Here is a 25,421-nt window from a genome sequence, read left to right on the forward strand (position 1 = left end):
GGGCGTCGTATGTCTGAAGGGAATGCCGGGGCGGGTACACGGGGCCTCCACGAAGCACCGTTGAGCAGCGCCTTTCGCCAGGCCTGGTTGCAGTGGTCCGAAGAGTGGACCGGGTTGCCCAGGGACAGTGAAGACGAGGCGCTGGTCGAGGCCGTGGTCGATCTGTCCACGCAGATTTCCCAGCGCCTGTGGCGCACGGCATTTGCCCGGGTCGGCGATGCGGCGACCGAGCAGGTCAAGGCACTGATTTATGCCTTCGTTGCACTGATCGATGAAACCCTGCTGTTTACCCCGTGGCCGGGCCAGTCTGCCTGGCAGGACAAACCCCTGGAATCGAGAATGTATTCCAGCCGTCAGGCCGGTGAGCGGCTGCCGGCGGCGATCAAGGCACTGCTGGACGCGCAGATTCCCACCACCCGCGACCTCGCCAATGTCTATTTGCAGTGCCTGGTGCTGGGGTTTCAAGGACGGCTGCGGGGCGAGCACGGTCAGGTCCAGCATGAGAAATTGCGCCAGGCGCTATTCACGTTTGCCTGGCAGCACGAACCGGATTATGCCGACGTCAGCACCCGGCTCGCGCAGCCTGCGACGGTGCCACCGGTGCAGTTGCCGGTGCGCCTGTCGTTGCCCGATGGTTTTCGCCTTGGCTTGGGGATTGTCGCCATGGTGCTGTTGTTGACCGGGCTGGGGCAGTTGTTCTGGCGCGATATCCGTCAGGAACTGGAGCCGGTGTTGCAGATGACCGACTCGGTCGCCGCGTCGGAGCAAGACTCATGAGCACCTTGCAGATCGTCGGACTGGTCATCGCGCTGCTGGTGCTGCTGGCCCTTATTGTCGTGGCGCTCTGGTGGTTGCGCACCCAGAGCGGCGCGGCAATCCGCAGTTTCTACGCGGCTGTGCGGCATATGGAGCAGGAGCAGGGCGCGCAGGATCGCTACCAGATTCCCTGGTTGCTGATGCTCGGCAACGAAACCCAGGGCACCCAATTGTGCAGCCAGTGGCGCTTGCAACCGACCGACAAACCGGCCTGGTTCGGGCGCTGGTGGTCGGACCCTGAAGGCGCGGTGCTGGTGGTGCCACAAGCGTTGTTCCTGCCCGATGAAGGCATGAACCTGCAACGGGGCGGCTGGTGGCGCTTGCTCGGCTTGATCCTGCGCTTGCGCAGCAAACGGCCACTGGACGGGGTGATCTGGACCGTACCGGTCAGTCGCCTGGGCAATGTCGAACAGGCGGCGAACCTCGGGCTGGCGGCGCGTCGGCGCTTTATCGACTTACTGCAACGCTTCGGCCTGAGCCTGCCGGTGTACGTGGTGATTACCGGTATGGAAGAACTGCCGGGCTTTCAGGAACTGATCAGCGCGTTGCCCCAAGAGAGCCACGAGCGGGCGCTGGGCTGGTCTTCGCCCCACGGCCCCGAGGCGATGTGGCAATCACAATGGAGCGATCAGGCGCTGGATCAGGTCAACCGGGCCTTGTCGGAATCGATCATTGAACTCGGCACGTTGTCCGGCCATTTGAGTAGCGATTTGTACGGTTTGCCGGAACGCCTGGAAGCCTTGCGCCGCAACCTGCAAACCCTGCTGGAGCCGGTGTTCCAAGGCAATGCTCAGGGCGAGGCACCGCGTTTTCGCGGGGTATATTTCACCGCCAATCAGCCCTCAGAGGATGCTCTTGACGGGTTTTCCGCCGATGACAGCGACCTGCAGCAAAGTGTTTTCGCCCGGCAGTTGTGGCAGCGGCGAGTGGTCGCCGAGCGGGGGCTGGCTCAGGTCGTGCCGCGCCTGTTGCGCCTGCGCCAGCGCTGGCAGCGCCTGACCGGGGCGATTGCGCTGGTGGTCGGGGTGATCTGGATCGCTTGCATGCTCTGGGTCTGGCAGGACTCGGTCAAGGATGCCCATGAACTGTCACGCCTGCTGCAAGGCGCGCAAAAGAATTATGTGGCGGTCACCGATGAATCCCATCGACAGGACGCGACCCGGCGCAATGTCCAGGGGTTCTGGCGGGTTCTGGAAAAGGCGCCGCGCTGGACCTTCACCTCTTTGGCGTTTCCTACGTCCTGGTTTTCACCCCTGGACGTGCAACTGGAAAATGAACTGCGCACCACCGCCAAGAGCCACTTGCTGGAGCCGTTGCATGAATTGCTGGACGCGCAGCTGACGCAACTCAAGGCCATCCGCAACACCGAGCGCCGGGGCAATGTGGAAAGCGAAGACCCGGCGCAATGGCAAAACTACGTCAAGGCCAAGGATCTGGTGGGGCGGGCGGTACGTCTGGAGCAACAGAACCAGTGGTTCAATCAGGCCCTGAACAACCCCAAGGCGCCTCTCGAAGATTTGGTGTCGCTGAGCAATAACGCGTTGTCCCTGAACCTGAATGTCGGCACGTTGCGCCGCGCCGCTTTTTACAATCGGGTGCTGCTGGATGCCGATGACGGCAACTTGAAAGCGCTGGACCTGAGCCTGGAACGCCCGGCGATCGAGGAAAACTTCTCCGGGCTGATGGAACGCTGGCTGGATCAGTATTTCCTTGCCGACAACTTTGTACGTCAGGCCGGTTATCTCAAGTTGCACCTGGAGCGACTGGAGGCCGGTGGCAGCAATTCACTGCCGGAACTTGAGGATCTGCGGGCACTGATCGACGACCTGCAAGCGCTGATTGGCCTGACCAACTCGGCGTGGAGTCGCGGCAAGGGCCAGGATTTGGTGCCCGGTTACCGCGAGATGATGGACAAGGTGCGCCAGAGCGTCGTGCTCGGCCCACAGGTCGAACAGCAACTGGATCAGCAAGCCTCGAAACTGCAGCAGAGTTTCCGCGATCAGTGGATTGCCCAGGCCGGTTCCAGGGGCAACTTGCTGGTGCAACAAGGCAGCGGGCAGTTGGTGTTGCAGGAACATGTCAGCCAGTTGAATAACGCGGTGCAGGCCTTGTTCAAGCGTGACTTCGTGGCGCTTGCCTTGCGTGCGGATGAGTCGGGTGATGTGCAGGGGCAGAACGTCGATGGCGATGACCTCAACGGTGCGCTGAATTATTTCGCCAGTTACAAGAGTTACGCCGCTGAAGAGTTGCCGCGTATTCCGCCGGCTTATCGCGGCGCCGTGCTGGCCGCCGCCGAAAGCGCGGCCGCCAAGGCCATGTGGCTGAGCCTCAAGGACCAGGATGACCAATCCCATGCCTACGGGGTGTTCAACGTGCAGGCGCCGCAAGCGGTGGCGTTGCAGAAGGCCTTTGTCGATTTACGCCGAGGTGATCTGGCAACGCGTCTGCAAAGTGCCTTGAACCGGCGAGCCATGGATCAGGTGGTCGGTGGCCTGAGTGAAATCACCGCCCAGCCGCTATTCAGCGGGCGCACCGAAATCAGCCAGTGGGACGGTTCGAAAAACCTTGGCCTGCAACTGTATGGCGCCAGCGATGTGCAGGATTTGAAACTGAGCCTCAAGCAACAATTCAACACCATGCTCGGCATCACCGAACGGCGCACCTCGGCGCTGGAATGGCTGAAAACCCAGCAGCAGAATCTCTCGGCGCTGGACTACGAGCGGGTGACGCAATTCAGCGCACTCAATGACGAACTGCTCAAGTACAAGGATGCGAATCCCGCCAGTTCGCCGGCGCAGATCGAGCAGTTAGTCAGCCGCGACTTCATCGAAATGGATGCCACGTCCTGTGGCCAGATCCTGCAAACCGCCAGCCTGTCCGGCGGGCGCGGAACGTTGGCCTTGCGCGCCCTGGACCTGCAACAAACCGCCATGCAACGTTGCCAGTTCCTGCAACAGCAACAGGCTGCGGCGGCGTGGAACGACCTGGCCAACTATTTCAACCAATACCTGGCCGAGCGCTTTCCGTTTGCCAATGGTGTGCAGGCGACCGACGCCGATCCGGCGCGGGTCCAGCATTTCCTTGAGCTGATCGACAAACGCCTGCCGGTGGCCCAGGCCGGTTTGGTCCTGAGCCAGACCCCGGAGCGCCTCGCCGCCGAAGACTTTCTCAACCGCTTGAAGCAGGCGAGTACCTGGCTGACGCCGATGTTTGTACGGGACAAGAGCGGCATCCTCGGGGTGGAACTGGACGTACGCTGGCGCACCGATCGCGAGGAAGAGCGGGGTGCCGATCAGGTTATCGCCTGGGGATTGAATGCCGGTAATCAGCAGATCAGCTACCCCGGCGAGGCCCAGCCGAACCTGCGCTGGATGGTCGGCCAACCGGTGCGGCTGACACTGCGTTGGGCGCGAAATGGCTCCCAGCGCCCGGCCAACGATCAGTTGCAACCGAACCTGGTGGTGCGTGATCTTGAAGCCGGTTGGGAATACGGCGGTCCCTGGTCGTTGCTGCGCATGATGCGTTCGCATCAGTCGGTGCAGCGTCAGCCGAACATGGATTACACCGACTTTCCGCTGACCTTGCGCCTGCCGGTCACGGCGCCCTCCAGTACGGCGGAGCAAACCCTGATGTTTGTGCGCCTGTCATTGATGAGCCAGGGTTCGAAGCTGCCGCTGTCCATCCAGCCACTGCCGACCCGGGCCCCGCGCTCGCCGTTCATGCAGACCCGGGCGACCGCGTCTGCCACCGCCATGACTCAGGAGGAGGGCTTGTGAATATGCCTTCAACGCCGTTGCCGGAACTGATTGACCGCTTGCTGGAACCGATCAGCAGCGAGGCGCCCTGTGGCCAGGATTTGCGATATGAGCGTGAGTTCGACCAGGCGCGGGAGCTGCGCCGGGAGGACGATACGAGCCTGCCGACGGGGGTTTGGCAGTCGTCGATCAAACGCGCGCAATGGCCGGAGCTGGAAAAACTCACCACCAGCCTGCTGCTGGAGCGCAGCAAGGATTTGATGCTCAGTGCCTGGCTCGGTGAGGCGTGGTTGCATCAGGACGGTCTGGAAGGGTTGCCGGGCAGTCTGGCGCTGGTCGCCGGGTTGTGCGAGCGCTATCCCGAGCAGCTTCACCCGCAGGCGGAGGACGGTGATCAGTCTTGGCGGGTGATCCCGCTCGAATGGCTGGCCCGGCGCTACACCGAAGTGCTGCTGACCCGGGTGCCGTTGCTCGACCCGCGTAACGGTGAGTTCGATGGTTTGTGCCTGGACGCCTGGCGGCGTTTGCAGGTGCAGCAGGTGCAGACCAATGACAGCAAGGTCGCGAAAACCTCGGCGGAAAACGCACGCAGCGAACAGAAGAAAATCACCGAGCAGATTCGCGCCACGCCGCTGTCCTTCTGGTTGCACAGCCAGGGCAGCCTGCTGTTGAGCCTGCAGCATTTGCAACGGCTCGAAGCCTGGAGCGACGCCTACCTCGGCAACCAGGCCCCCGGTTTCAAAGGCTTGCAGGATGTCATCACAGCGTTATTGACGCTGGTTCAGGAGTTCATCGCCATGCACCCACGACAGTCCACCGAGGTTCCTGTTGAAGCAGCGCCGGTGGTGGCGTCGGGTCCGGCCGATGTGACTGCACCGCCCCAGGTTTTTCGCGAGCCGGCGAGTCGCGAAGAGGCCTATCGGCAATTGTTGTTGATCGCCGAATACCTGGCCCGCACCGAACCCCACAGCCCAGTGCCGTACCTGATCCGGCGGGGAGTGGAGTGGGGCAATAAGCCGTTGAGTGAATTGCTGGGAGAGTTGATCTCGGCGGATGCTGAATCCCGGAGGCTTTGGACGCTGCTCGGCGTTCTCTAGCTTTTGTGGGAGCGAGCCTGCTCGCGAAAGCGGTTTAACAGTCAGCATTGATGTTGAATGTGATGGCCTCTTCGCGAGCAGGCTCGCTCCCACAGTTGTTCTGTTGTGTGTCGGGAGTCTGCGTACACCGCATTCCCCCTGTGGGAGCGAGCCTGCTCGCGAAAGCGGTTTAACAGTCAGCATTGATGTTGAATGTGATGGCCTCTTCGCGAGCAAGCTCGCTCCCACAGTTGTTTTGTGGTGAGTCGGGAATCTGCGTACACCGCAATCCCCCTGTGGGAGCGAGCCTGCTCGCGAAAGCGGTTTAACAGTCAGCATTGATGTTGAATGTGATGGCCTCTTCGCGAGCAAGCTCGCTCCCACAGTTGTTTTGTGGTGAGTCGGGAATCTGCGTACGCCGCAATCCCTTGTGGGAGCGAGCCTGCTCGCGAAAGCGGTTTAACAGTCAGCATTGATGTTGAATGTGATGGCCTCTTCGCGAGCAGGCTCGCTCCCACATTTTGTTTTGTGGTGAGTCGGGAGTTTGTGTACACCGCATTCCCCCTGTGGGAGCGAGCTTGCTCGCGATAGCGGACTATCAGCCAATATAAATGTTGACTGACAAGACGCCATCGCGAGCAAGCTCGCTCCCACAGGGAATTGATGGTGTGGTTGGGATTTGTGTCGTTCAGACCGTCCGGGTCACCACGGATATCGGCAAGGTAATCGGCGTCAACACCGGCCTGCCGGCGAAAAACGCCACGAGGTTTTGGCCCACCAGTTCCACGGTGCCTTGGGTCGCTTCCGGGGACAGGCCGGCGACATGGGGCGTCAGGATCACGTTGGTCAAGGCCTTGAGGGCGTCGGGCACTTTGGGTTCGTGGTCGAACACATCCAGCGCGGCGCCGCCGATCCGCCGTTGTTCCAGGGCGCTGATCAGGTCCGCCGTGACCACCACGCTGGCCCGGGCAATATTGACCAAAAAGCCGTTGGGCCCCAGCGCATCCAGCACTTGACGGTTGATCAGGTGCTGGGTGCCCACTCCGCCGGGTGTGGCGACGATCAGGAAATCCGACGCCCGGGCCAATTCCGTCGGCGTCGAGCAGTAGCTGTACGGCACGTCACTGCGATGCTGGCGGTTGTGGTAACTCACGCTCATGTCGAAACCATTGCCTGCACGCTTGGCGATGGCCATGCCGACTGCCCCCAGCCCAAGAATGCCCAGGCGCTTGCCGGCCAGGGACGGGCGCATGATTTTCGGCCATTCGCCACGGCGCACGGCGGCATCGGCCCGGGGAATATCGCGTACCAGCGACAGCAACAACGCCATCGCGTGATCGGCCACCGAAGAGGCATTGACCCCGGCGCCATTGGTCACGGTGATGCCGCGGTCGCTGGCGGCTTGCAGGTCGACGTGTTCGTAACCGGCGCCGATTACGCAAATGATTTGCAGGGCGGGCAGGGCGGCAATCTCTTCGGCATACAACCCCAGCGGACCGCGCGTCAGCACGGCATCGATGCGCGCACCGTGGGAAGCAATGGCCTGGGCGCGCTCGGCGGGCGTAGGCGCCAGAATCAGGTGAAAGCCCTGATGTTCGAGAATCGGCAGATAGTCATTGATGGTTTCAACCAATACCAGGACGGTTGCAGTCATGCTGGGCTCCTGTGGGCATCGAAATGTCGGGGGCTCGAAAGTCGTTTCAGATTGCTGATTCCAGAGCGGTTTGGCAATTACCAAAGATCATAGGCTATGGGTTGACGTGCCGTGAGAGGAGGCGCCCCGAATCCGACGCCGAGCAGGGCCCCGTAGGAGCAAAGCTTGCTCGCGATGGCGATTACGAGGACGCCATCGCGAGCACGCTTGGCTCCTACAAGGTCGGCGTTGCCGGTTTCTCGGTGGTTTCGTCCACCGTCAGGAACGCCCGTGCCGCCTCCAGGATTTCCTCGGACAAGCCATCGCCGCGAGTCGCCCGAGCCAGAGTCAGCGCACCAACCATCAGCGAATAATCCACCAGCGCGCGCTGCCGATTGGCCTCGGGCTGATCCGCGCCCATCAGCGGGGCGAGCATCTGCAGCAAGGCTTCCAGGCCCAGGGTGTAGGTCTGGTGTAAGCCGCTTTCGGCCGTTTCGTGGCACATGTCGCCGGCAAACGCCGTCACCGGGCAGCTTTCCCCCGGATTGTCGCGATTGGCCACCGACAGGTAAGGCGCGATGATGCTGGCGCGGGCCGAGAGGTGGTCGCCGCTGTTGTCGATTTTCTGCTTCCAGCGTTCCATCGATTGGGTGAACGCCCGGCTGCAAGCCTCTTGGGCCAGGGCTTCCTTGGACTCGAAGTGCCCGTAGAAACCGCCGTGGGTCAGGCCGGCGGCGCCCATGACGTCGACGACGCTGATCCCGTGCAGGCCGCGCTCGCGAAACAGCCGCGTGGCGGCCTCGACGATGATTTCGCGGTTGAGTTCGGCTTGTTTGCGGGAGACTCGGGGCATGGGTTGCTCACATTCTTTAAACGTATCGATGACCGGCATCTTAGGGAACTGCCGGCGCCGTGTCTCCCTGACAGGGTGCTTCAGGTGCTCGGTTTCGGCACCACCGTTGGCGGTGTCGTGGGGTTTTTCTTGCCCGATTGCAGCACGTAGACGCCGCCGAGAATCAGCAGCATCGCCAACAGGTCCAGGCTCTTGATCGGTTCACCCACCAGCAGGGTGCCGATCAACAAGGCAACCACCGGCGGAATGTAGGTGACGCCGGAAGCGGCGAGGGCGCCCAGGCGTTGCACGATGAAGTAATAAAGGATGTAGGCGATGCCGGTGCCGGCCAGGCCCAGACCGAGGATCACCCCCGTCAGTGCCACCGGATCGGCGCTGATCGCGCTCATGCCATGCATGTCAGTGATCAGCGTGATCAACACCAGGGCCAAACCGATCTGGTAAGTCGACAGCGCCAGCGGCGACAGGCCCAGGGGCGTAATGAAGCGCCGCGCATACACGAACGAACAGCCCACGCTCAGGGATCCGGCAATCATGTACAACACGCCACTGACATCGACCCCTGCCGCGAGGCTGTTCCATGGCCGGGCGATCAGGATCACCCCGACAAACCCGAGGAAAATGCCGAAAGCGGTGCGACGATTCAACGGTTCGGCCCGCAGGAACAGCCATGCCGTCACAAACGAAAACAGTGGGATCGCGCCGCTGAGCATCCCGGCCACGCTCGATAACAGCAGCGAAGTGCCTTTGGCGAAGGCGTAGTAGTAAATCACTGTCGCCAGCAGCGCCATGACCAGGAAGTGATGGCTATGGCGCAGGTGCGACCAACTCAGGCTGCGGCGCACCAGGGCGAAGATCAGGATCGGCAGGAACCCGAATAACACCCGCAGGAAAACGATCTGGGTCGGGGTAATCCAGGCGGCCGCCCACTTCATGAAAATGAAGTTGGTACCCCAGATCAGGCCGAGCAATGCGAACGCGATATACGCGGCCTGTTTCATGGTGGTACTCCCGCAATGGTGTGAAAGGTTGGACCGTTTAAACGGCGAATTGACCTATGCCATTGCCGAACGACCAGTTCTCGCGCTTGACCTCTACCAGATTGATAAACACATCTTCCAGACGCACGGCCAGCTCGGTATTGAGGCTCTCGGCGATGGTTTTGTAGAGCAGTTTTTTCTTCTCGGTGGTGCGACCTTCCATCAGGGTGATCTGGATGATCACCAACCCGTCAGTGCGATTGATGCCCATGAAGGTCGGGTCGTAGATGAAGTGGTTTTCATCGTGTTCGGCGAGGATCTGGAAATTGTCGTTCTCGGGAACATCGATGGCGCTGTGCATGGCGGCGTAAACCAACTTGCCGACACGTTTGGCGAAGGTCGGGTCCTGGTGTTTTTTGATGTCGATGCGCACGAGTGGCATGGGAAGGCTCCGCGAGTGAGGCTGCCGGTCAGCAGGTGAGATCGAAAATACATGACGGCTGTCTTTTATTAAATAGATTTTTTTAAACATCTATTTAATCCCGACGTAAGGACACCGTCACTTCGTGCAAAACAGCGTCGTTCAGCTTGGGCGTGACAGGGTGTCAACCTTCGCTCAATGCTCAGTCGGCGCTCCAGCTGATACTTCGCAAACAACTCATCAATCATCCGTCGGGTATCCAGTTCCTGAGGATAGGAAATGAACGGTTCACCGGACAGGTATTCGCCAGCCACGCACACGCCGAACAACCCACCCTTTACGTCGCGGTTTTCGGCGGCTCTTTCGAGCAGTTGCTCAAAGAACAGATCGTGCCGCCATTCGAGAAAACCACCGGTAGCAATCACAGTCATTGCCGCCGCCTGATGCCGATCAATTAAGCCGCCTCACGCTCCGTAGCAGCTGGCAAAGCCTGCGTTAGGCTGCGCAGCAGTCGTCAAACCTGAGCACACGGTTTTTCTGAACCACCGCGCCACCTGATTTCACGACGACTTCGTCGCCGAACGCAGCCTCGTGCCTCGGCAGCTGCTACGGAACTGCTTTTTGGTTGGAGCCTTCCATAGGCTCAGCCCTAGGAAATTTCCTACAGATCAGGGAGATAAATCCTTCGTTGGAAGTGTCATGACATGGCCACAATTCTGGCTTCACGTTGTTGCAGAGTAATCGGTTAGATGGACTCCCCTAGCGTTCTCGTTTTAGAAAATCACTCGTTTCAACGCGGTGTGTTGGTCACGGCTTTGCAGCATTTGGGTGTCATCGATATTTTGCAGGCGGATAACAGCGAAGGGGCGATGGCGCAAATACGCCGGTCGGGCGGCGTGGATATTGTGCTCTGTGACCTGAGCAATACGGCCCTTAACTGCCTGGACTTTCTGCATTGTGTCGGGCAGAACGGCATGGTGCGTGCGGTTGCCCTGTGCAGTGAGATGCGACCGGAGTTGCGCCGCGCAGTCGGACAGATGACCCGCTTTTCGGGACTGCAGTTGCTCGGTGTCCTGAGCAAGCCCACGCAGTTGCATTCGTTACAAGGCATCTTGCAGCGCTATTGTCACCGGCGCCTTCCAGTCACCGTTGACCCGTTGCCGTCGACCAGGCTGCCCAGTGAAGAAGACGTTCGCCGAGGCCTGGCTTTGGGGGAGTTCAAAGCCTGGTTCCAGCCCAAGTTCGAGATGAACAGCGCGGTATTGGCCGGGGCTGAAGCGTTGGCGCGTTGGGAACACCCGGTCCGGGGGCTGCTGTTGCCCAAAGACTTTCTGGCGGCTGTGCTTGCCTATGACCTGGTTGATGAAATGTTCAAGCAAATGCTTGAGCAAGGCATGAGTGTGTTGCGTGCTTTGCACCAGTGCGGTCTGGGGCTGGAATTGGCGTTCAATCTTCACGCTTCGCAACTGGTCCGCAATGACCTGACCGACCACATTCACAGCGTTTTGAAGTGCCAGCATTTCCCGGGCTCGACGTTGCTGTTCGAAATTGCTGAAAACGGCTTGCTCGACACGCCTCAAATAACCCGGGAAAACCTGCAACGCCTGCACAGGATGGGGTGCAGCCTTTCGATCGATGACTTTGGCATGGGGTTTTCCTCGTTGAGCCTGCTCTGCGAACTGCCCTTCAACCAACTCAAGCTCGACGGGCAACTCGTCCAGTCGATTACCGACCCGCGCACCCGGGCAATGGTCACCAGTACTCTGGCGCTGGCCCAGGCGCTGAACATGAGCCTGGTGATCGAGGGCGTCAGCAGCCAGGTGATCCGGGATGGATTGGTGGAGATGGGCTGTTCATTTGGCCAGGGTTTCCATCTGGCTCGTCCCATGGATGCGCAACGGTTTCTGCAATGGTTGCAGACCCCGGAATAACCCACCTGAATGTGTCGTTCCCAGGGTCTGAAGCATCCGATATGGCTGCCGGATTACGTAGTGCTGTGGCTACATGAACTGGTGATTTGATCCATACTAATTTGATGCATGGCCCTTCCAGTCACTGGCATCTGCTGGTGCGTCTTAAAGAGAGGTTAAAATGCATAAAGCGTTGGTTGTAGACGATCATCCGTTCATTCGCGCGACTGTAAAAGTGCTACTTGAACGTGAGCAGTTCCAAGTCATCGGTGAGGCTGGCAATGGCGCCGATGCGGTGCAACTGGCTCGCCAGCATGAACCGGAACTTATCTTGCTGGATATCGCCATGCCCAGCCTGGATGGGCTGGAAGTCATCAGCCGGATCAGCGCGCTGAAACTGTCGAGCAAGATCCTGGTGTTGACCTCTCAATCTGCCGCGTTCTATGCCATGCGCTGTATGAAGGCGGGCGCTGCCGGTTATATCTCGAAAACCGATGAATTAAGCGAATTAAGTAAAGCGATCAAGGCGCTGATGGCCGGCTATACCTTTTTTCCCAACTTGGCGGGTAATTCCGTACGCCGCAGCGATATCGATTCCACTGAACTGGAAATGATTCGCGGCCTGTCCGATCGTGAACTAATGATTTTGCAGCAGCTTGCCCGAGGCATGAGTAACAAGGAAATCGGCGATGCGATGTTGCTGAGCAACAAGACCGTCAGTACCTATAAAACCCGACTGATTGAAAAGCTCAACGTGAAGTCAGTGGTGTATCTGGCCGACTTTGCCAAGCGCAATAGCCTGATCTGACATGAAAACTCTTCTGCGTCATTACCTGCTTGCGGTTTTATTGCTGGGTCAGTTGGGAGTTGTTTCGACCGTGCAGGCCGAGGTGCAGTCCCTGAACCTTTTCGGCCGGTCGAATGGCGAGAACTATGCCGTCGTTCTGGACGAAACGGACTGGCGCTGGCTGCGCAATAAAGGTTCGCTGCGCCTTGGCGTGTCGGCGCCGGACTATGCGCCTTTCGACATGATTACCGGTGGCCAGGATTACGAGGGCATCACGGCCGATTACGCCGAGCTGCTGGCCACGATGTTGCACGTCAAGATCGAGGTTCGGCGCTATGACTCGCGAGCCGAGGTGATCCAGGCACTCAGGCTCGGGGAACTGGACCTGGTGGGCACTGCCAACAGTTTCGATGGGGCCGATCCGGAGGTGGCGCTGACCAATGCCTATGCGCAGGCCCCGTCGGCGCTGGTGACCCGCACGGGTGCCGAGCAGATGTTGGCGCCAGACCTGTCCGACAATCGCCTGGCCTTGCTTGACCATTATCAGCCGACAGACGCAGTCAGCACCGCCTATCCCAAGGCGCAACTGCAGTTTTACCCTTCGGCCCAGGGCGCAATCGGTGCGGTGGTGTTCGGTCAGGCTGATGCTTATCTGGGTGATGCCATCAGCACCCATTATCTGGTCAACAAACACTTTATTAATGACGTGCACCTGACGACATTGCCGGGCGTCTACACCACGCATTTCTCCTTCGCCACGAACCAGGGTAATCGTCGTTTACTGCACATCCTCAATGCCGCGCTGGCGGTGATCCCCATCACCGATCGCATGACCATACTGCGCCGCTGGAGTGCCGGTGACATGAGCATTTCCGGGCTTCATCCCCTTCATTTCACGGCAGCCGAACAGCGTTGGCTGGAGAAACATCCGCGTCTGACCGTGGCGGTCAACGACAGCCTCGCCCCCATCTCTTTCTTCGATGAACAGGGCGCGTTCAGGGGCATCAGTGCCGAGGTCCTGGCCAAGGTCAGCCAGCGCACCGGTTTGAAATTCGATGTGCTGCGCGGCAACTCGATGGACACGTTGATCGAGCAGATCAGGGTCGGCAATGCCGATTTGATGGCGGCGTTCACCCCCAGCACCGAGCGAGAAAGCCAGTTGCGCTTCACCCGCCCTTATTTGACCAACCCGTTTGTCCTGGTGACTCGGGACGAGTCGCGCAGCCCCGAAAGACTGGAGGACATGGTCGGCAAAAAACTGGCACTGCGCCACGGCAATGCGCTGCATGATTTCATCAGCCAGAAATTTCCGGGCATTGAGTTGATTGAGACGACGGCTTCAGCCGATGCGATGGCGCTGGTGGCTGACGGGCAGGCGGACGGTGCCATCAATTCGCTGATCAACGGGCGTTACTTGATCGTGCGCAAGTACCGCGACCGCCTGCGCCTGGCTAATGTCGTCGGTTTGATATCGGCCCAGACCGGCTTCGCCACCGACCGCGGGGCGCTGGAGCTGTATTCGATCCTGGACAAGGCCCTGCAAAGCATTCCCCCGGAAGAAATGGATGAATTGGCAGGGCGATGGCACCACGACGTGGTGGTCGACAATGGTGGCTGGCTGCACAATCGCACAGCAGTCATTCAGGGGTTTGTCCTCTCCGCGTTGTTGTTGATGGTGGCGGTGATCTGGATCATTTATTTGCGCCGCTTAGTGTCCACTCGGGAAAAGGCCGAACTGGCGCTCAACGACCAGATGGAGTTCATGCGCGTCTTGATCGACGGCACGCCTCACCCGATCTATGTCCGTGATCGCCAGGGGCGGCTGGTGAGTTGCAATACGGCTTACCTTGAAGTGTTAGGCGTCCCGCGTGAGGCGGTGATGGGCCAGAAAATTACCGACAGCATTCTTATTGGTAATTCCGATGCTCAGACCTTTCAGGCCGAGTACATCAAGGTAATGGAAGACGGTACGCGGTGGATCCAGGATCGCACTTATACCCACAAGGATGGTGTGGTGCATACGGTGTACCACTGGATGTTGCCGTATCACACAAGCGATGGTGTGGTCGCCGGTATCATCGCCGGCTGGATCGATATCAGCGACCGTCAGCGTTTGTTGGATCAATTGCAAAATGCCAAGAAAAGCGCCGATGACGCCAACCGGGCGAAAACCACCTTTCTGGCCACCATGAGCCATGAAATCCGCACGCCGATGAACGCGGTGATCGGCATGCTCGAACTGGCGATGAAGAAAGCGGATCAAGGCGTCATGGACCGCTTCGCCATCGAAGTTGCCTCCGGCGCGGCACGGGGCTTGTTGGACCTGATCGGCGACATTCTCGATATTGCACGCATTGAGTCCGGTCGCCTGTCCCTGACCCCGGAACGGGCCAGCCTGCGGGAACTGGTCGAATCGGTGGTGCGGATGTTCGAAGGGGTGGCACGGCAAAAAGGCCTGCGGCTGTTGCTGGATTTCGACCTCAAGGCCAGTCGCGATGTGCTGATCGATCCGCTGCGCTTCAAACAGATTCTGTCCAACCTGTTGAGCAACGCGATCAAGTTTACCGACGTAGGCGAGGTGCGTTTGAGCGTGCAGGCGGCGCCCGGCGTGTGCGGTGAGCGATTGGCGCTTCACGTGCAAGTCAAAGATACAGGGATTGGTATTTCCACCCCGGATCAAGAACGTCTGTTCAACCCTTTCGGTCAAGCCAGCAATAATCACCAGCCGTCGCGGGGCGGTTCAGGGCTGGGCCTGGTCATCAGCCGTACCCTGTGTGAAATGATGCAGGGGCAATTGCTCTTGACCAGTGTGCTGGGCAAGGGGACGCAGATTGATATCTGCCTCGATCTGCTGATCTTGAAACCCGTGCCCGTTGCCGAGTTTCCGGTGGCCGAACTGGCGGTTCAGGCGTGGGTACTCAATATTCTGGTGATCGACGATTACCCGGCCAACCGTTTGCTGCTCTCCCAGCAATTGAGTTTCCTCGGCCACGGGGTCAGCGATGCCGAGGACGGCGCCCACGGACTGCGCGCCTGGCGCAACGGCAATTTCGATGTGGTCATTACCGACTGCAACATGCCCGTCATGAACGGCTATGAGCTGACGCGGGCGATTCGCGATGAGGAAAAAGCTTCGGGCGCCGAGCCTTGCATGATCCTGGGGTTCACCGCGAACGCCCAGCCGGAGGAAAAAGACCGCTGCCTCGCAGAAGGGATGGACGATTGCCTGTTCAAACCCATCAGTCTGAAGGATCTGAGTGCCCGACTGGCCTTGGTACAACCCGGCGCCAATTCAGTACCGCTGGGCATGAAGATGCCCGAGAGAGAGGGCGACATCGATTTGAGCAGCTTGCAGCAATTGACCCGTGGCGATCGCCGCGCGATTCAGAACTTGCTCGGCGATCTGGCCAACAGTAATGAAGAGGACATGTTGCGGTTGATCAAGCTGTTCGGCGAGCATGATTTGTCGGGGCTTTCCGACCTGGCCCATCGGGTCAAGGGCGGTGCACGAATCATCAAGGCGCGCAGTTTGATCCGCTGCTGTGAACAGTTGGAAGCGGCCTCCATGGGGCCGGATTCTGCCTTGTTGACGGAGGCAGTGGATGACTTGCAGCAGGAGATGGAGCGATTGGCACAAACGCTGGAACAGCACATGTTGGATCCTGCGCTGTAACGCTCGGCGGTTATTCGACGGCGAAAACAATGCCATTTTCTCTGGCGATCAGCTGCGCTCGCTCGACTTTCAACTTCATGGCCCGGGCAGCCGCCTGGAGGGTTCGCCCGGCGTCAGCATGCTCGCGCAAGGCGGGCGCGAGTTTTGCGCGTCCGGCTTGCTGCAATTTGTGTTGCCCCGCGAGATGTTTTTCCGGGTGAGCACTGCCGACACCGGCCGGGATGGTCTGGATGGTTTTTCCGGCGGCAAAAAACTGCTCTTTGCACTTCTCCAGTTCAGAAATAATAACGTCGCGTGGATGAAGTATCGTTTCGTCGGTCACTGTCTGTCTCCTGATGGCTTCTTATGTGCGGTTTTCAGGGCAGGGGATATGTCTGCCCAACTTTTGTTGTCGATAAAAGTCATTTGTTGAAGCGAGATGCCTGGAAGGGTCATTCCGTTGGTTTGCGCCCCTGTCGTTTATTCAGTTCCTTCAACAGTCTTTCCATTTGTAGTGTCAGGTTCTGAAGAGTAACGGCGCCTCGCTCCCGATCTTCGTCGCGCCACGATTCGCTATGGGTGAGCAATAGTTTGAAGTTGTCTTCGTGTCGCTTGAGTAATAGGCGTAGTTGTTTTCGCTCGTTAGTCATGTCGGACTCTGTCTTGTAAAAGTTGACCGCATTCAAAGAAGCATCGAACATTAATAAGGGTTGCAACTTTCTGTCTGTAGGAAATTTCGCAAAGAGCAGATTGGAGGTCGTCGATAGGTTGCACTCCATCAACGGGTCGTAACGTTGGGAAATTTCCTACATTCAGAGAGACGTTTCCTAGAGATACCCACTTGCCAGGCCCCGACAATTGGCTCATTCCACTTTTTGTGAGCCGCTACCATGCCCATGCTGCCGTTACGCATTTTGGTTCTTGGCGACAACGCCTTCCATCGTTCGATTGCGGTCAACATGCTGTGGCAATCCGGGTGCCAGGAAGTCTTCGTGGCCGCCGATTGCGCGCAGGCGCTGGCGACGCTTAAGCAGGTCGGACCGGTGGATATCACCCTGTGCGATATGCGCATGGACGGCGTGGACAGCCTGGAGCTGCTACAACGCGTGGGCCGATCCCGTCTGGCGGGATCGATCATCATCAGCAGCAGCTCGTTGTCGGCAGATGTGCGTCGGGCGGTGGGGCAGTTGGTTTCGCTGTTGGGGATGGTGCTGCTGGGCGAGGTTGGCGAGCCGCTGCAATTCGGTGCGCTGCAGCAATTACTGGCAAAACATGTGAATGAGCCTGTTGATGAACCTGTCGTGTCGGCTGTTGCGGTGATAGTCACAGAAGCGGAGGTGCGCCAGGCACTTGTCGACCAACAGTTGCAGACTTACTTCCAGCCCAAATTCAACCTGCTGACCGGTGAAGTGTGCAGTAGCGAAGCCTTGGCCCGTTGGCACCATCCGTTCAAAGGGGTACTGCCACCAGCGGTGTTCCTGCCGATTATCGAGCGTTGCGGGTTGTTGGATGATCTGCTGTTTCTTCAACTGGAACAGGGGTTGAGGCTCCAGCGCCAGGCACTCGATCAAGGGTTTGCGCTAAACATCTCCTTCAATCTGCACGCAGCACAACTGATCAATACCGAACTCACCTGCCGCATCAAATCGTTTCTCGCTGCCCATGATTTGCCCGGTTCAGGGTTGACGTTCGAACTGACCGAAACCGGGCTGCTGGAAGCACCTGCGATTAGTCTGGAAAGCCTGGTGCGCCTGCGGATGATGGGTTGCAGTCTGTCTATCGATGATTTCGGCGCGGGGTTTTCGTCGCTGCAGCGGCTGTGCCAATTGCCGTTTAACGAAATCAAACTCGACGCCGAATTCGTTCGAGGGCTCAAGCAAGAACCCCGCTGCCGCGCGGTCATCAGCAGCACCTTGGCGCTGGGCGAAGCGCTGGGCATGACGGTGGTGGTGGAAGGGATCGAAACTGAAGAACAACGTCAGGTATTGCTGGAACTTGGGTGTACTCAAGGGCAGGGCTACTTGTGCGCGCGACCGATGACGGCGACGGGTTTATTGAAGTGGCTGGATCTTCAGAAACTTGGAGCTGTTAGTTGCTCTTTAAGTGATTGAGCAAGTGGTGAGAGGAGTGAGAAATTTCCTACAAACAGCCGGAAATTTCCTAACTTAATTAGTTTTTAAAGTCGAGACAATACGTTCCATTGAATGCTTGGTGCTGCCTGGGTTTATTTAAAACGAAGATCAAGTTGTCATCGGCTTGGAGTTAAGGCGTCGTTTGTAAACAGGATCTGTAAATCAAGGATTAAATGAAAAGCGGAAGTCATCACGCCATGGATGACGCGTGTTTCGGAGGTTGGCTCAACGCCAATTCACTAATGAATAGAATATTTTCGGTTGTCTGGAATACATCGTTGTGTTGCTGGGTAGTGGCTTCGGAACTTGCCAGCAAGAAGACCAAGAGGGGGCAGGCGGGGCAGCGTAAACGGGGGTTTAATCCACTTTTTGCATTGAAGGGGAAATCCCGTGCGCTGAGTGTGCTTGCGGTTGCTTTGGGTCTGACTGTTGGATGGTCTGAGCCAGGGTACGCATGGCTTTATTTTGCTAACTCTTCTGCTAGCTCATGTACGGGCACCGCGAGTGGTACCGTGGGTCGGACCGCCGTCTCGGGGACAATTACAGATCCAACTTCCGGCGCTGGCGCTTATATAAACGTTGCCGGTTGCAATTCATCCGGTGGGTCCTACAGTGGAGCCACTGTTTATGGCAGCTTTTCTGCCGTGACCGGGCTCGGTGGAGCAGTATTCGGCTATTCTGCCAGCGCCGGCCAGTGGGCTACCGCGATAGGGTTGGAAACCAATGCGTCGGGTATTGCAAGTGTCGCATTGGGTTACGGTAGCGTTGCGAATAATCTCAACAGCGTGGCCATCGGTGGCTCGGCCTCCGGAACCGGCACTACTTCGCTTCTGGTAGCCGACTCCACCACAGCGTCCGCCGCGGGCGCTGTTGCCATCGGGAGTAACACAACTCGTGGGGCCCAGGCCCGGGCCGCCGATTCTATCGCTCTGGGTGGCCAATCAACGGTGCTGGCGGCTGCCAACTCCGGTGTTGCAATCGGGCAACTGGCAACCGTGAACGTCGCCAACAGCGTGGCACTCGGCTCAAACTCATTAGCCACTGGCACTACTCTGGCGACCGCCGCTTATGGTGTTGGCGGCGTGGCGACGGCAGGCGGTGAAGTGAACGTCGCCAATGGCGCCAACGGCCGACGCATGACCGGTCTTGCCGCCGGTGCCAGTGCGACTGATGCCGTCAATGTCAGCCAACTGAATAAAGTGGGGCAGGACTCGGCGACCGCCCTGGGCGGCGGCGCGGCGCTCAATGCAACCACCGGGGCATGGACGGCGCCGAGCTATTCCACCAACAGCATCAACGCCGTCGGGACCAGTACCGGTCCGCTGATCAGCACCAGCGTCGGCGCGGCATTGGCCAATCTCAATACCAGTCTGACCAACACCGCCGCCGTCGCGGTGAAATACGACGACGCCAGCACCAAGACCCAAGTGACCTTCAACCCGGCGGGTACTGCGGTCAAGTTGACCAACGTTGCGGTCGGTGTCTTGAACGCAACCAGCACCGATGCTGTAAACGGCAGCCAATTGTTTGCGGCCAGTCAGAACACGGCAACAGCCCTGGGCGGCGGTGCGGCAGTCAATGCAACCACCGGGGCATGGACGGCGCCGAGCTACTCCACCAACAGCATCAGCGTGAACGGCACCAACACCGGCCCGTTAGTCAGCACCAACGTCGGCGCGGCGTTGACCAACCTCAATACCAGTCTGACCAACACCGCCGCTGTGGCGGTGAAATACGACGACGCCAGCACCAAGACTCAAGTGACCTTCAACCCGGCAGGCACTTCGGTCAAGTTGACCAACGTTGCGGCCGGTACCTTGAACGGCACCAGCACCGATGCGGTGAACGGCTCACAGTTGTTCGCCACCAACCAAACTGTCGACAACCTCGTCAACAACGGCGCCGGCGTGAAGTATTTCCACAGCAACTCGATTCTCGCCGACAGCAGCGCAACCGGTCAGGACAGTGTGGCCATCGGCCCGGCGGCGAGTTCGACCGTGGCTAACGGTGTGGCACTCGGTTCGAACTCATTGGCCACCGGCGCGACCTTGGCTAATGCGGCTTATGGCGTCGGCGGCGCCGCGACCGGGGGCGAAGTGAACATCGCCAATGGTGCCAATGGGCGTCGCCTTACCGGTCTTGCCGCCGGCTCCAACGCGACGGATGCCGTCAACGTCAGCCAACTCAATCAATCCGGCCAGAACACGGCGACCGCTCTGGGTGGCGGCGCGGCACTTGATGCGACCACGGGGGCATGGACGGCGCCGAGCTATTCCACCAATAGCATCAGTGTGAACGGCACTAACACCGGCCCGTTAGTCAGCACTAACGTTGGCGCGGCATTGACCAGCCTCAACACTAGTCTGACCAACACCGCCGCTGTGGCGGTGAAATACGACGATGCCAGCACCAAGACTCAAGTGACCTTCAATCCGGCAGGCACTTCGGTCAAGTTGACCAACGTTGCGGTCGGTGTCTTGAACGCTACCAGCACCGATGCTGTGAATGGCAGCCAATTGTTTGCGGCCAGTCAGAACACGGCAACAGCCCTGGGCGGCGGTGCGGCAGTCAATGCAACCACCGGGGCATGGACGGCGCCGAGCTATTCCACCAACAGCATCAGCGTTAACGGCACCAACACCGGCCCGTTAGTCAGCACCAACGTCGGCGCGGCGTTGACCAACCTCAATACCAGCCTGACCAACACCGCCGCCGTCGCGGTGAAATACGACGACGCCAGCACCAAGACCCAAGTGACCTTCAACCCGGCGGGTACTGCGGTCAAGTTGACCAACGTCGCGGCCGGCACCTTGAACGGCACCAGCACCGATGCGGTGAACGGCTCGCAGTTGTTCGCCACCAACCAAACTGTCGACAACCTCGTCAACAACGGCGCCGGCGTGAAGTATTTCCACAGCAACTCAACCCTCGCCGACAGCAGCGCAACCGGTCAGGACAGCGTGGCCATCGGCCCGGCGGCGAGTTCGACCGTGGCTAACGGTGTGGCGCTCGGCTCGAACTCTTTGGCCTCGGGCGCGACCTTGGCTAATGCGGCTTATGGCGTCGGCGGCGCCGCGACCGGGGGCGAGGTGAACATCGCCAATGGTGCCAATGGGCGTCGTATCACCGGTCTTGCCGCCGGCTCCAGTGCAACGGATGCCGTCAACGTCAGCCAACTCAATCAATCCGGCCAGAACACGGCAACCGCTCTGGGTGGCGGCGCGGCGCTTGATGCGACCACGGGGGCATGGACGGCGCCGAGCTATTCCACCAGCAGCATCAGCGTCAACGGCACCAACACCGGCCCGTTAGTCAGTACCAACGTCGGCGCGGCGTTGACCAACCTCAATACCAGTCTGACCAACACCGCCGCTGTGGCGGTGAAATACGACGACGCCAGCACCAAGACTCAAGTGACCTTCAACCCGGCAGGCACTTCGGTCAAGTTGACCAACGTTGCGGCCGGTACCTTGAACGGCACCAGCACCGATGCGGTGAACGGCTCACAGTTGTTCGCCACCAACCAAACCGTCGACAACCTCGTCAACAACGGCGCCGGCGTGAAGTATTTCCATAGCAACTCGATTCTTGCCGACAGCAGCGCAGCCGGTCAGGACAGCATCGCTGTTGGCCCGGCCGCCAGTTCGACCGCCGCCAATGCAGTGGCCATCGGCAACGGCGCCATCGCCGGAACCGCCAATTCCATCGCACTGGGCAACGGCGCCACCACCGCAACGGCCAACGCCACCGCGAATGGCGTGATCAATGGCGCCACCTTCAATTACGCCGGTGCGACTCCGACTGGCGTACTGAGCGTGGGCAGCGTTGGCAGCGAGCGGCAGATTACCAACGTGGCAGCGGGGCGGGTGTCGGCAACCAGTACCGACACGGTCAACGGCAGTCAGTTGTTCTCAACCAACAGCGCGGTCGATGGGCTGGGGACGCAAGTCAACAACCTCGTCAACAACGGCGCCGGCGTGAAGTATTTCCACAGCAACTCGATTCTCGCCGACAGCAGCGCAACCGGTCAGGACAGTGTGGCCATCGGCCCGGCGGCGAGTTCGACCGTGGCTAACGGTGTGGCGCTCGGCTCGAACTCATTGGCCACCGGCGCGACCTTGGCCAACGCGGCTTATGGCGTCGGCGGCGCGGCGACCGGAGGCGAAGTGAACATCGCCAATGGCGCCAATGGGCGTCGCATCACCGGTCTTGCCGCCGGCTCCAACGCGACGGATGCCGTCAACGTCAGCCAACTCAATCAATCCGGCCAGAACACGGCGACCGCTCTGGGTGGCGGCGCGGCGCTTGATGCGACGACGGGTGCATGGACGGCACCGAGCTATTCCACCAACAGCATCAGCGTCAACGGCACCAACACCGGCCCGTTAGTCAGCACCAACGTCGGCGCGGCGTTGACCAACCTCAATACCAGTCTGACCAACACCGCCGCTGTGGCGGTGAAATACGACGACGCCAGCACCAAGACTCAAGTGACCTTCAACCCGGCAGGCACTGCGGTCAAGTTGACCAACGTTGCGGCCGGCACCTTGAACGGCACCAGCACCGATTCGGTGAACGGCTCGCAATTGTTCGCAACCAACCAAACTGTCGACAACCTCGTCAACAACGGCGCCGGCATCAAATATTTCCATGGCAACTCAACCCTCGCCGACAGCAGCGCGACCGGTCAGGACAGCGTGGCCGTAGGCCCGGCCGCGAGCTCTACCGCCGCTGACAGCGTGGCGCTGGGCAGTCACTCGTCGGCCACTGGCACGACCCTGGTCAACGCCGCTTATGGCGTCGGTGGCGCGGCGACGGGAGGCGAAGTCAACATTGCCAATGGCGCAGACGGTCGTCGTCTGACGGGCCTTGCTGCCGGTTCCAGCAACACCGATGCGGTGAACGTCAGCCAACTCAACCTGACCGGCCAAAGTGCCGCACTGGCGCTGGGCGGCGGTGCGCAACTCGATGCAACCACGGGCGTGTGGACAGCGCCCGGTTACGTGACCAACAGCATCAACGCGACCGGGGCCAACACCGGCCCGCTGACCAGCAACAACGTCGGCGCGGCATTGACCAGCCTCAACACTAGTCTGACCAACACCGCCGCCGTCGCGGTGAAATACGACGACGCCACCAAAGCTCAGGTGACCTTCAATCCGGCGGGCACTGCGGTCAAGTTGACCAATGTTGCAGCCGGCACCTTGAACGGCACCAGCACCGACGCGGTGAACGGCAGCCAATTGTTCGCCACCAACGAAGCCGTGGATAACATCATTAACAGCGGCACCGGTATCAAGTATTTCCACGCCAACTCAACCCTCGCCGACAGTACCGCGACCGGCCTGAACAGCATGGCCATCGGTCCGCAGTCCATCGCTACAGGTGCCTATTCGTTCGCCGCAGGTCCAGGTGCCAATGTCGCCGCGGATGGCGGTCTGGCGCTGGGGCATCAGAGTCAGGTCCAGGTCGCGGGCGGTATCGCATTGGGCGAAGGCTCGGTCGCGGACCGGGCCCTGGCACCAGCCACCGGCACGATCCCGGTCGGCAGCGGGGCGATCATTTATGACACCTCGGATGCGACCTTGCTGGGTTCGGTTTCGGTGGGCAAGGCCGGCAGCTATCGGCAGATCACCAACGTGGCGGACGCCACCGACGATCACGACGCCGTGACCCTGCGTCAATTGACCGGGGCGATGGGTTCCTTGAGTTCCACCGGCACCCTCTATTTCCACGCCAATTCGACGAACCCGGTGGACTCACTGGCCAGCGGCGCGGAGTCGATTGCGGTCGGTCCGGCCACCGTAGTCAACGGCGACAACGGCATTGGTCTCGGTAATCAGGCCACTGTCGGGCAAGCCGCCGCCGGTGGCATTGCCATCGGGCGCAATACCCAAGTGTTGCAGGCTTCCGGTATCGCCATGGGCAGCGCGGCCCAGGCGTCAGCGGAGCAATCGGTGGCGTTGGGTGCCGGTGCCAATGCCAGCCAGGCCATGAGCGTGGCGCTGGGCTCAAGTTCGGTGACCACGGTCGGCGCCGAGACGAATTACAGCGCCTATCGATTAGCGACTGCGCAGACCTCGGTCGGCGAGGTCGGCATCGGCACGGCGCTGGGCAATCGCAAGCTCACTGGAGTGGCGGCGGGCACCCAGGACAACGATGCGGTCAACGTGGCGCAGCTGAAGTCGGTCGGCGATCAAGTGGATCAAAACACCACGGACATCACCACCCTCGGCGGTCGTGTGGGCGGCCTCGAAACCCTTATCGGCGCCGGCGGCGGCATCAAGTATTTGCACGTCAACTCCACCAACGCCGACTCCGCGGCCACCGGGACTGACTCCATGGCGTTGGGCTCCCAGGCCCAGGCGTCGGGTAATGGCTCGGTGGCGATGGGCAACGGCGCCAAAGCCTCTGCTGACGGCAGTGTGGCAGTGGGCAGCGGCGCCAGCGATGAAGGCCGAGGTGCAGAGACCTACAGCGGCAAGTATTCGGGGGCCAACAACGTGACTTCGGGCACGGTGTCTGTGGGCAATACGGCGACGGGTGCGACCCGGACGGTCAGCAATGTCGCCGACGGCAAGGATGCCAACGATGCCGTCAACGTGCGGCAGCTCGACGGAGCGGTTGCCGAATCCAAGCAGTACACGGATGACTCGATCGCCAATCTCAATGGCGCTGCGCTTGAGCAAGGTGCGCGCATCAGCACCGTCGAGGGCGATGTCTCCAACATCAAGAACGGCACCGACGGCATGTTCCAGGTGAACAACGACAGCGCGGCAGCCAAGCCGAAAGCCACGGGCGTCAATTCGATAGCCGGCGGGGCAGGGGCGGTGGCATCGGGGAAAAACAGCGCGGCAGTCGGCACCCAGTCTCAGGCCACCGGGGAAAATTCGGTGGCCATCGGCAACGGCGCCAAGGCGACCGCCAGGAACGCCACGGCACTGGGCGCCAATTCGGTGGCTGATCGCGAGAACAGCGTGTCGATGGGCAGCGTCGGCAACGAACGGCAGCTCACCAACATCGCGGCTGGCACCAGTGGCACGGACGCGGTGAACGTCGATCAGTTGACCAAGAGCGTGGCGGGCCTCACCGACAGCGCGAATGCCTACACCGACCAACGTTATTCGGATCTGAAAAATGACATCAAGAAGCAAGACGAAATTCTCAGCGCGGGGATTGCCGGTGCCATGGCCATGGCCAGTTTGCCGCAGTCCTACTCTCCGGGCGCAAGCATGACCACGGCGGCGGCGAGTACCTATCGCGGTCAATCGTCGGTTGCCTTCGGTGTTTCACATTTGTCCGGCAATGGACGGTGGTTGACCAAATTGCAAGGAAGTACGGACACCCAGCGCAATGTCGGCGTGGCGGTGGGGGTGGGTTACCAGTGGTGATGGCCGTTTTTGATA

General features: G+C 60.0%; 14 protein-coding genes and 1 pseudogene. 9 read left to right on the top strand and 6 right to left on the bottom strand.

All coding sequences use genetic code 11. The annotated features are described in order from the left end of the window. Positions 1-9 precede the first annotated feature (9 nt). The 3 genes from BK667_RS31165 to tssA are packed head-to-tail and all read left to right on the top strand — an operon-like array spanning position 10 to position 5,668. Positions 10-777, top strand: coding sequence for a DotU family type IV/VI secretion system protein (locus BK667_RS31165; protein ID WP_123599887.1), 768 nt, complete (start codon positions 10-12; stop codon positions 775-777). After that, positions 774-4,592, top strand: coding sequence for a type VI secretion system protein (locus tag BK667_RS31170; RefSeq protein ID WP_123599888.1), 3,819 nt, complete (start codon positions 774-776; stop codon positions 4,590-4,592). Before BK667_RS31165 ends, BK667_RS31170 begins: the two co-directional genes overlap by 4 nt. Beyond that, positions 4,589-5,668 carry a type VI secretion system protein TssA gene (gene tssA, locus BK667_RS31175; RefSeq protein ID WP_123508626.1) on the top strand — a complete coding sequence of 360 codons (1,080 nt, stop codon included), beginning with the start codon at positions 4,589-4,591 and terminating at the stop codon, positions 5,666-5,668. Before BK667_RS31170 ends, tssA begins: the two co-directional genes overlap by 4 nt. A gap of 667 nt (positions 5,669-6,335) precedes the next feature. Here the strand turns inward: tssA and BK667_RS31200 are convergent. From BK667_RS31200 to BK667_RS33175, 5 genes are all read right to left on the bottom strand, one after another. Continuing rightward, positions 6,336-7,301, bottom strand: coding sequence for a 2-hydroxyacid dehydrogenase (locus BK667_RS31200; protein ID WP_123508625.1), 966 nt, complete (start codon positions 7,299-7,301; stop codon positions 6,336-6,338). Between the two features lie 214 nt (positions 7,302-7,515). After that, complete coding sequence (locus BK667_RS31205; protein WP_123599922.1) at positions 7,516-8,133, bottom strand: TetR/AcrR family transcriptional regulator; 618 nt, start codon at positions 8,131-8,133, stop codon at positions 7,516-7,518. Positions 8,134-8,213: 80 nt separating this feature from the next. Continuing rightward, complete coding sequence (locus tag BK667_RS31210; protein ID WP_123599889.1) at positions 8,214-9,134, bottom strand: DMT family transporter; 921 nt, start codon at positions 9,132-9,134, stop codon at positions 8,214-8,216. Positions 9,135-9,171: 37 nt separating this feature from the next. Next, positions 9,172-9,555, bottom strand: coding sequence for a tautomerase family protein (locus BK667_RS31215; RefSeq protein ID WP_123508623.1), 384 nt, complete (start codon positions 9,553-9,555; stop codon positions 9,172-9,174). A gap of 68 nt (positions 9,556-9,623) precedes the next feature. Continuing rightward, positions 9,624-9,965, bottom strand: coding sequence for a hypothetical protein (locus BK667_RS33175; protein WP_148060180.1), 342 nt, complete (start codon positions 9,963-9,965; stop codon positions 9,624-9,626). 369 nt (positions 9,966-10,334) lie between these two features. On the opposite strand from BK667_RS33175, the gene BK667_RS31225 reads away from it, so the two are divergent. The 3 genes from BK667_RS31225 (at position 10,335) to BK667_RS31235 (ending at position 15,904) form a co-directional block, all read left to right on the top strand. Then, on the top strand, positions 10,335-11,465 hold the full coding sequence (locus tag BK667_RS31225; protein ID WP_259698284.1) for an EAL domain-containing response regulator: 1,131 nt from the start codon (positions 10,335-10,337) through the stop codon (positions 11,463-11,465). Positions 11,466-11,625: 160 nt separating this feature from the next. Then, positions 11,626-12,252 (top strand): response regulator transcription factor, encoded by a 627-nt coding sequence (locus BK667_RS31230; RefSeq protein WP_123508620.1) that lies wholly within the window; start codon positions 11,626-11,628, stop codon positions 12,250-12,252. Between the two features lies 1 nt (position 12,253). Continuing rightward, the gene (locus BK667_RS31235; RefSeq protein WP_123599891.1) at positions 12,254-15,904 is read left to right on the top strand and encodes a transporter substrate-binding domain-containing protein; all 3,651 of its coding nucleotides are present in this window, start codon (positions 12,254-12,256) and stop codon (positions 15,902-15,904) included. A 10-nt stretch (positions 15,905-15,914) separates the two neighbouring features. Here BK667_RS31235 and BK667_RS31240 read toward each other — a convergent pair whose 3' ends face one another. Beyond that, positions 15,915-16,226 (bottom strand): hypothetical protein, encoded by a 312-nt coding sequence (locus BK667_RS31240; protein WP_123508618.1) that lies wholly within the window; start codon positions 16,224-16,226, stop codon positions 15,915-15,917. Positions 16,227-16,773: 547 nt separating this feature from the next. Between BK667_RS31240 and BK667_RS31250 the strand changes: the two genes are divergently transcribed. From BK667_RS31250 to BK667_RS33875, 3 genes and pseudogenes are all read left to right on the top strand, one after another. Beyond that, positions 16,774-17,994: an EAL domain-containing response regulator gene (locus BK667_RS31250; protein ID WP_123599893.1), complete on the top strand. Its 1,221-nt coding sequence runs from the start codon at positions 16,774-16,776 to the stop codon at positions 17,992-17,994. A 263-nt stretch (positions 17,995-18,257) separates the two neighbouring features. Continuing rightward, positions 18,258-18,809, top strand: a pseudogene (locus BK667_RS34115) (ESPR domain-containing protein); the annotation flags it as partial. A 153-nt stretch (positions 18,810-18,962) separates the two neighbouring features. Further along, the gene (locus BK667_RS33875; RefSeq protein ID WP_311198939.1) at positions 18,963-25,406 is read left to right on the top strand and encodes a YadA-like family protein; all 6,444 of its coding nucleotides are present in this window, start codon (positions 18,963-18,965) and stop codon (positions 25,404-25,406) included. Positions 25,407-25,421 lie beyond the last annotated feature (15 nt).

Source organism: Pseudomonas frederiksbergensis (genome assembly GCF_003732705.1).
Classification (GTDB): domain Bacteria; phylum Pseudomonadota; class Gammaproteobacteria; order Pseudomonadales; family Pseudomonadaceae; genus Aquipseudomonas; species Aquipseudomonas frederiksbergensis_F.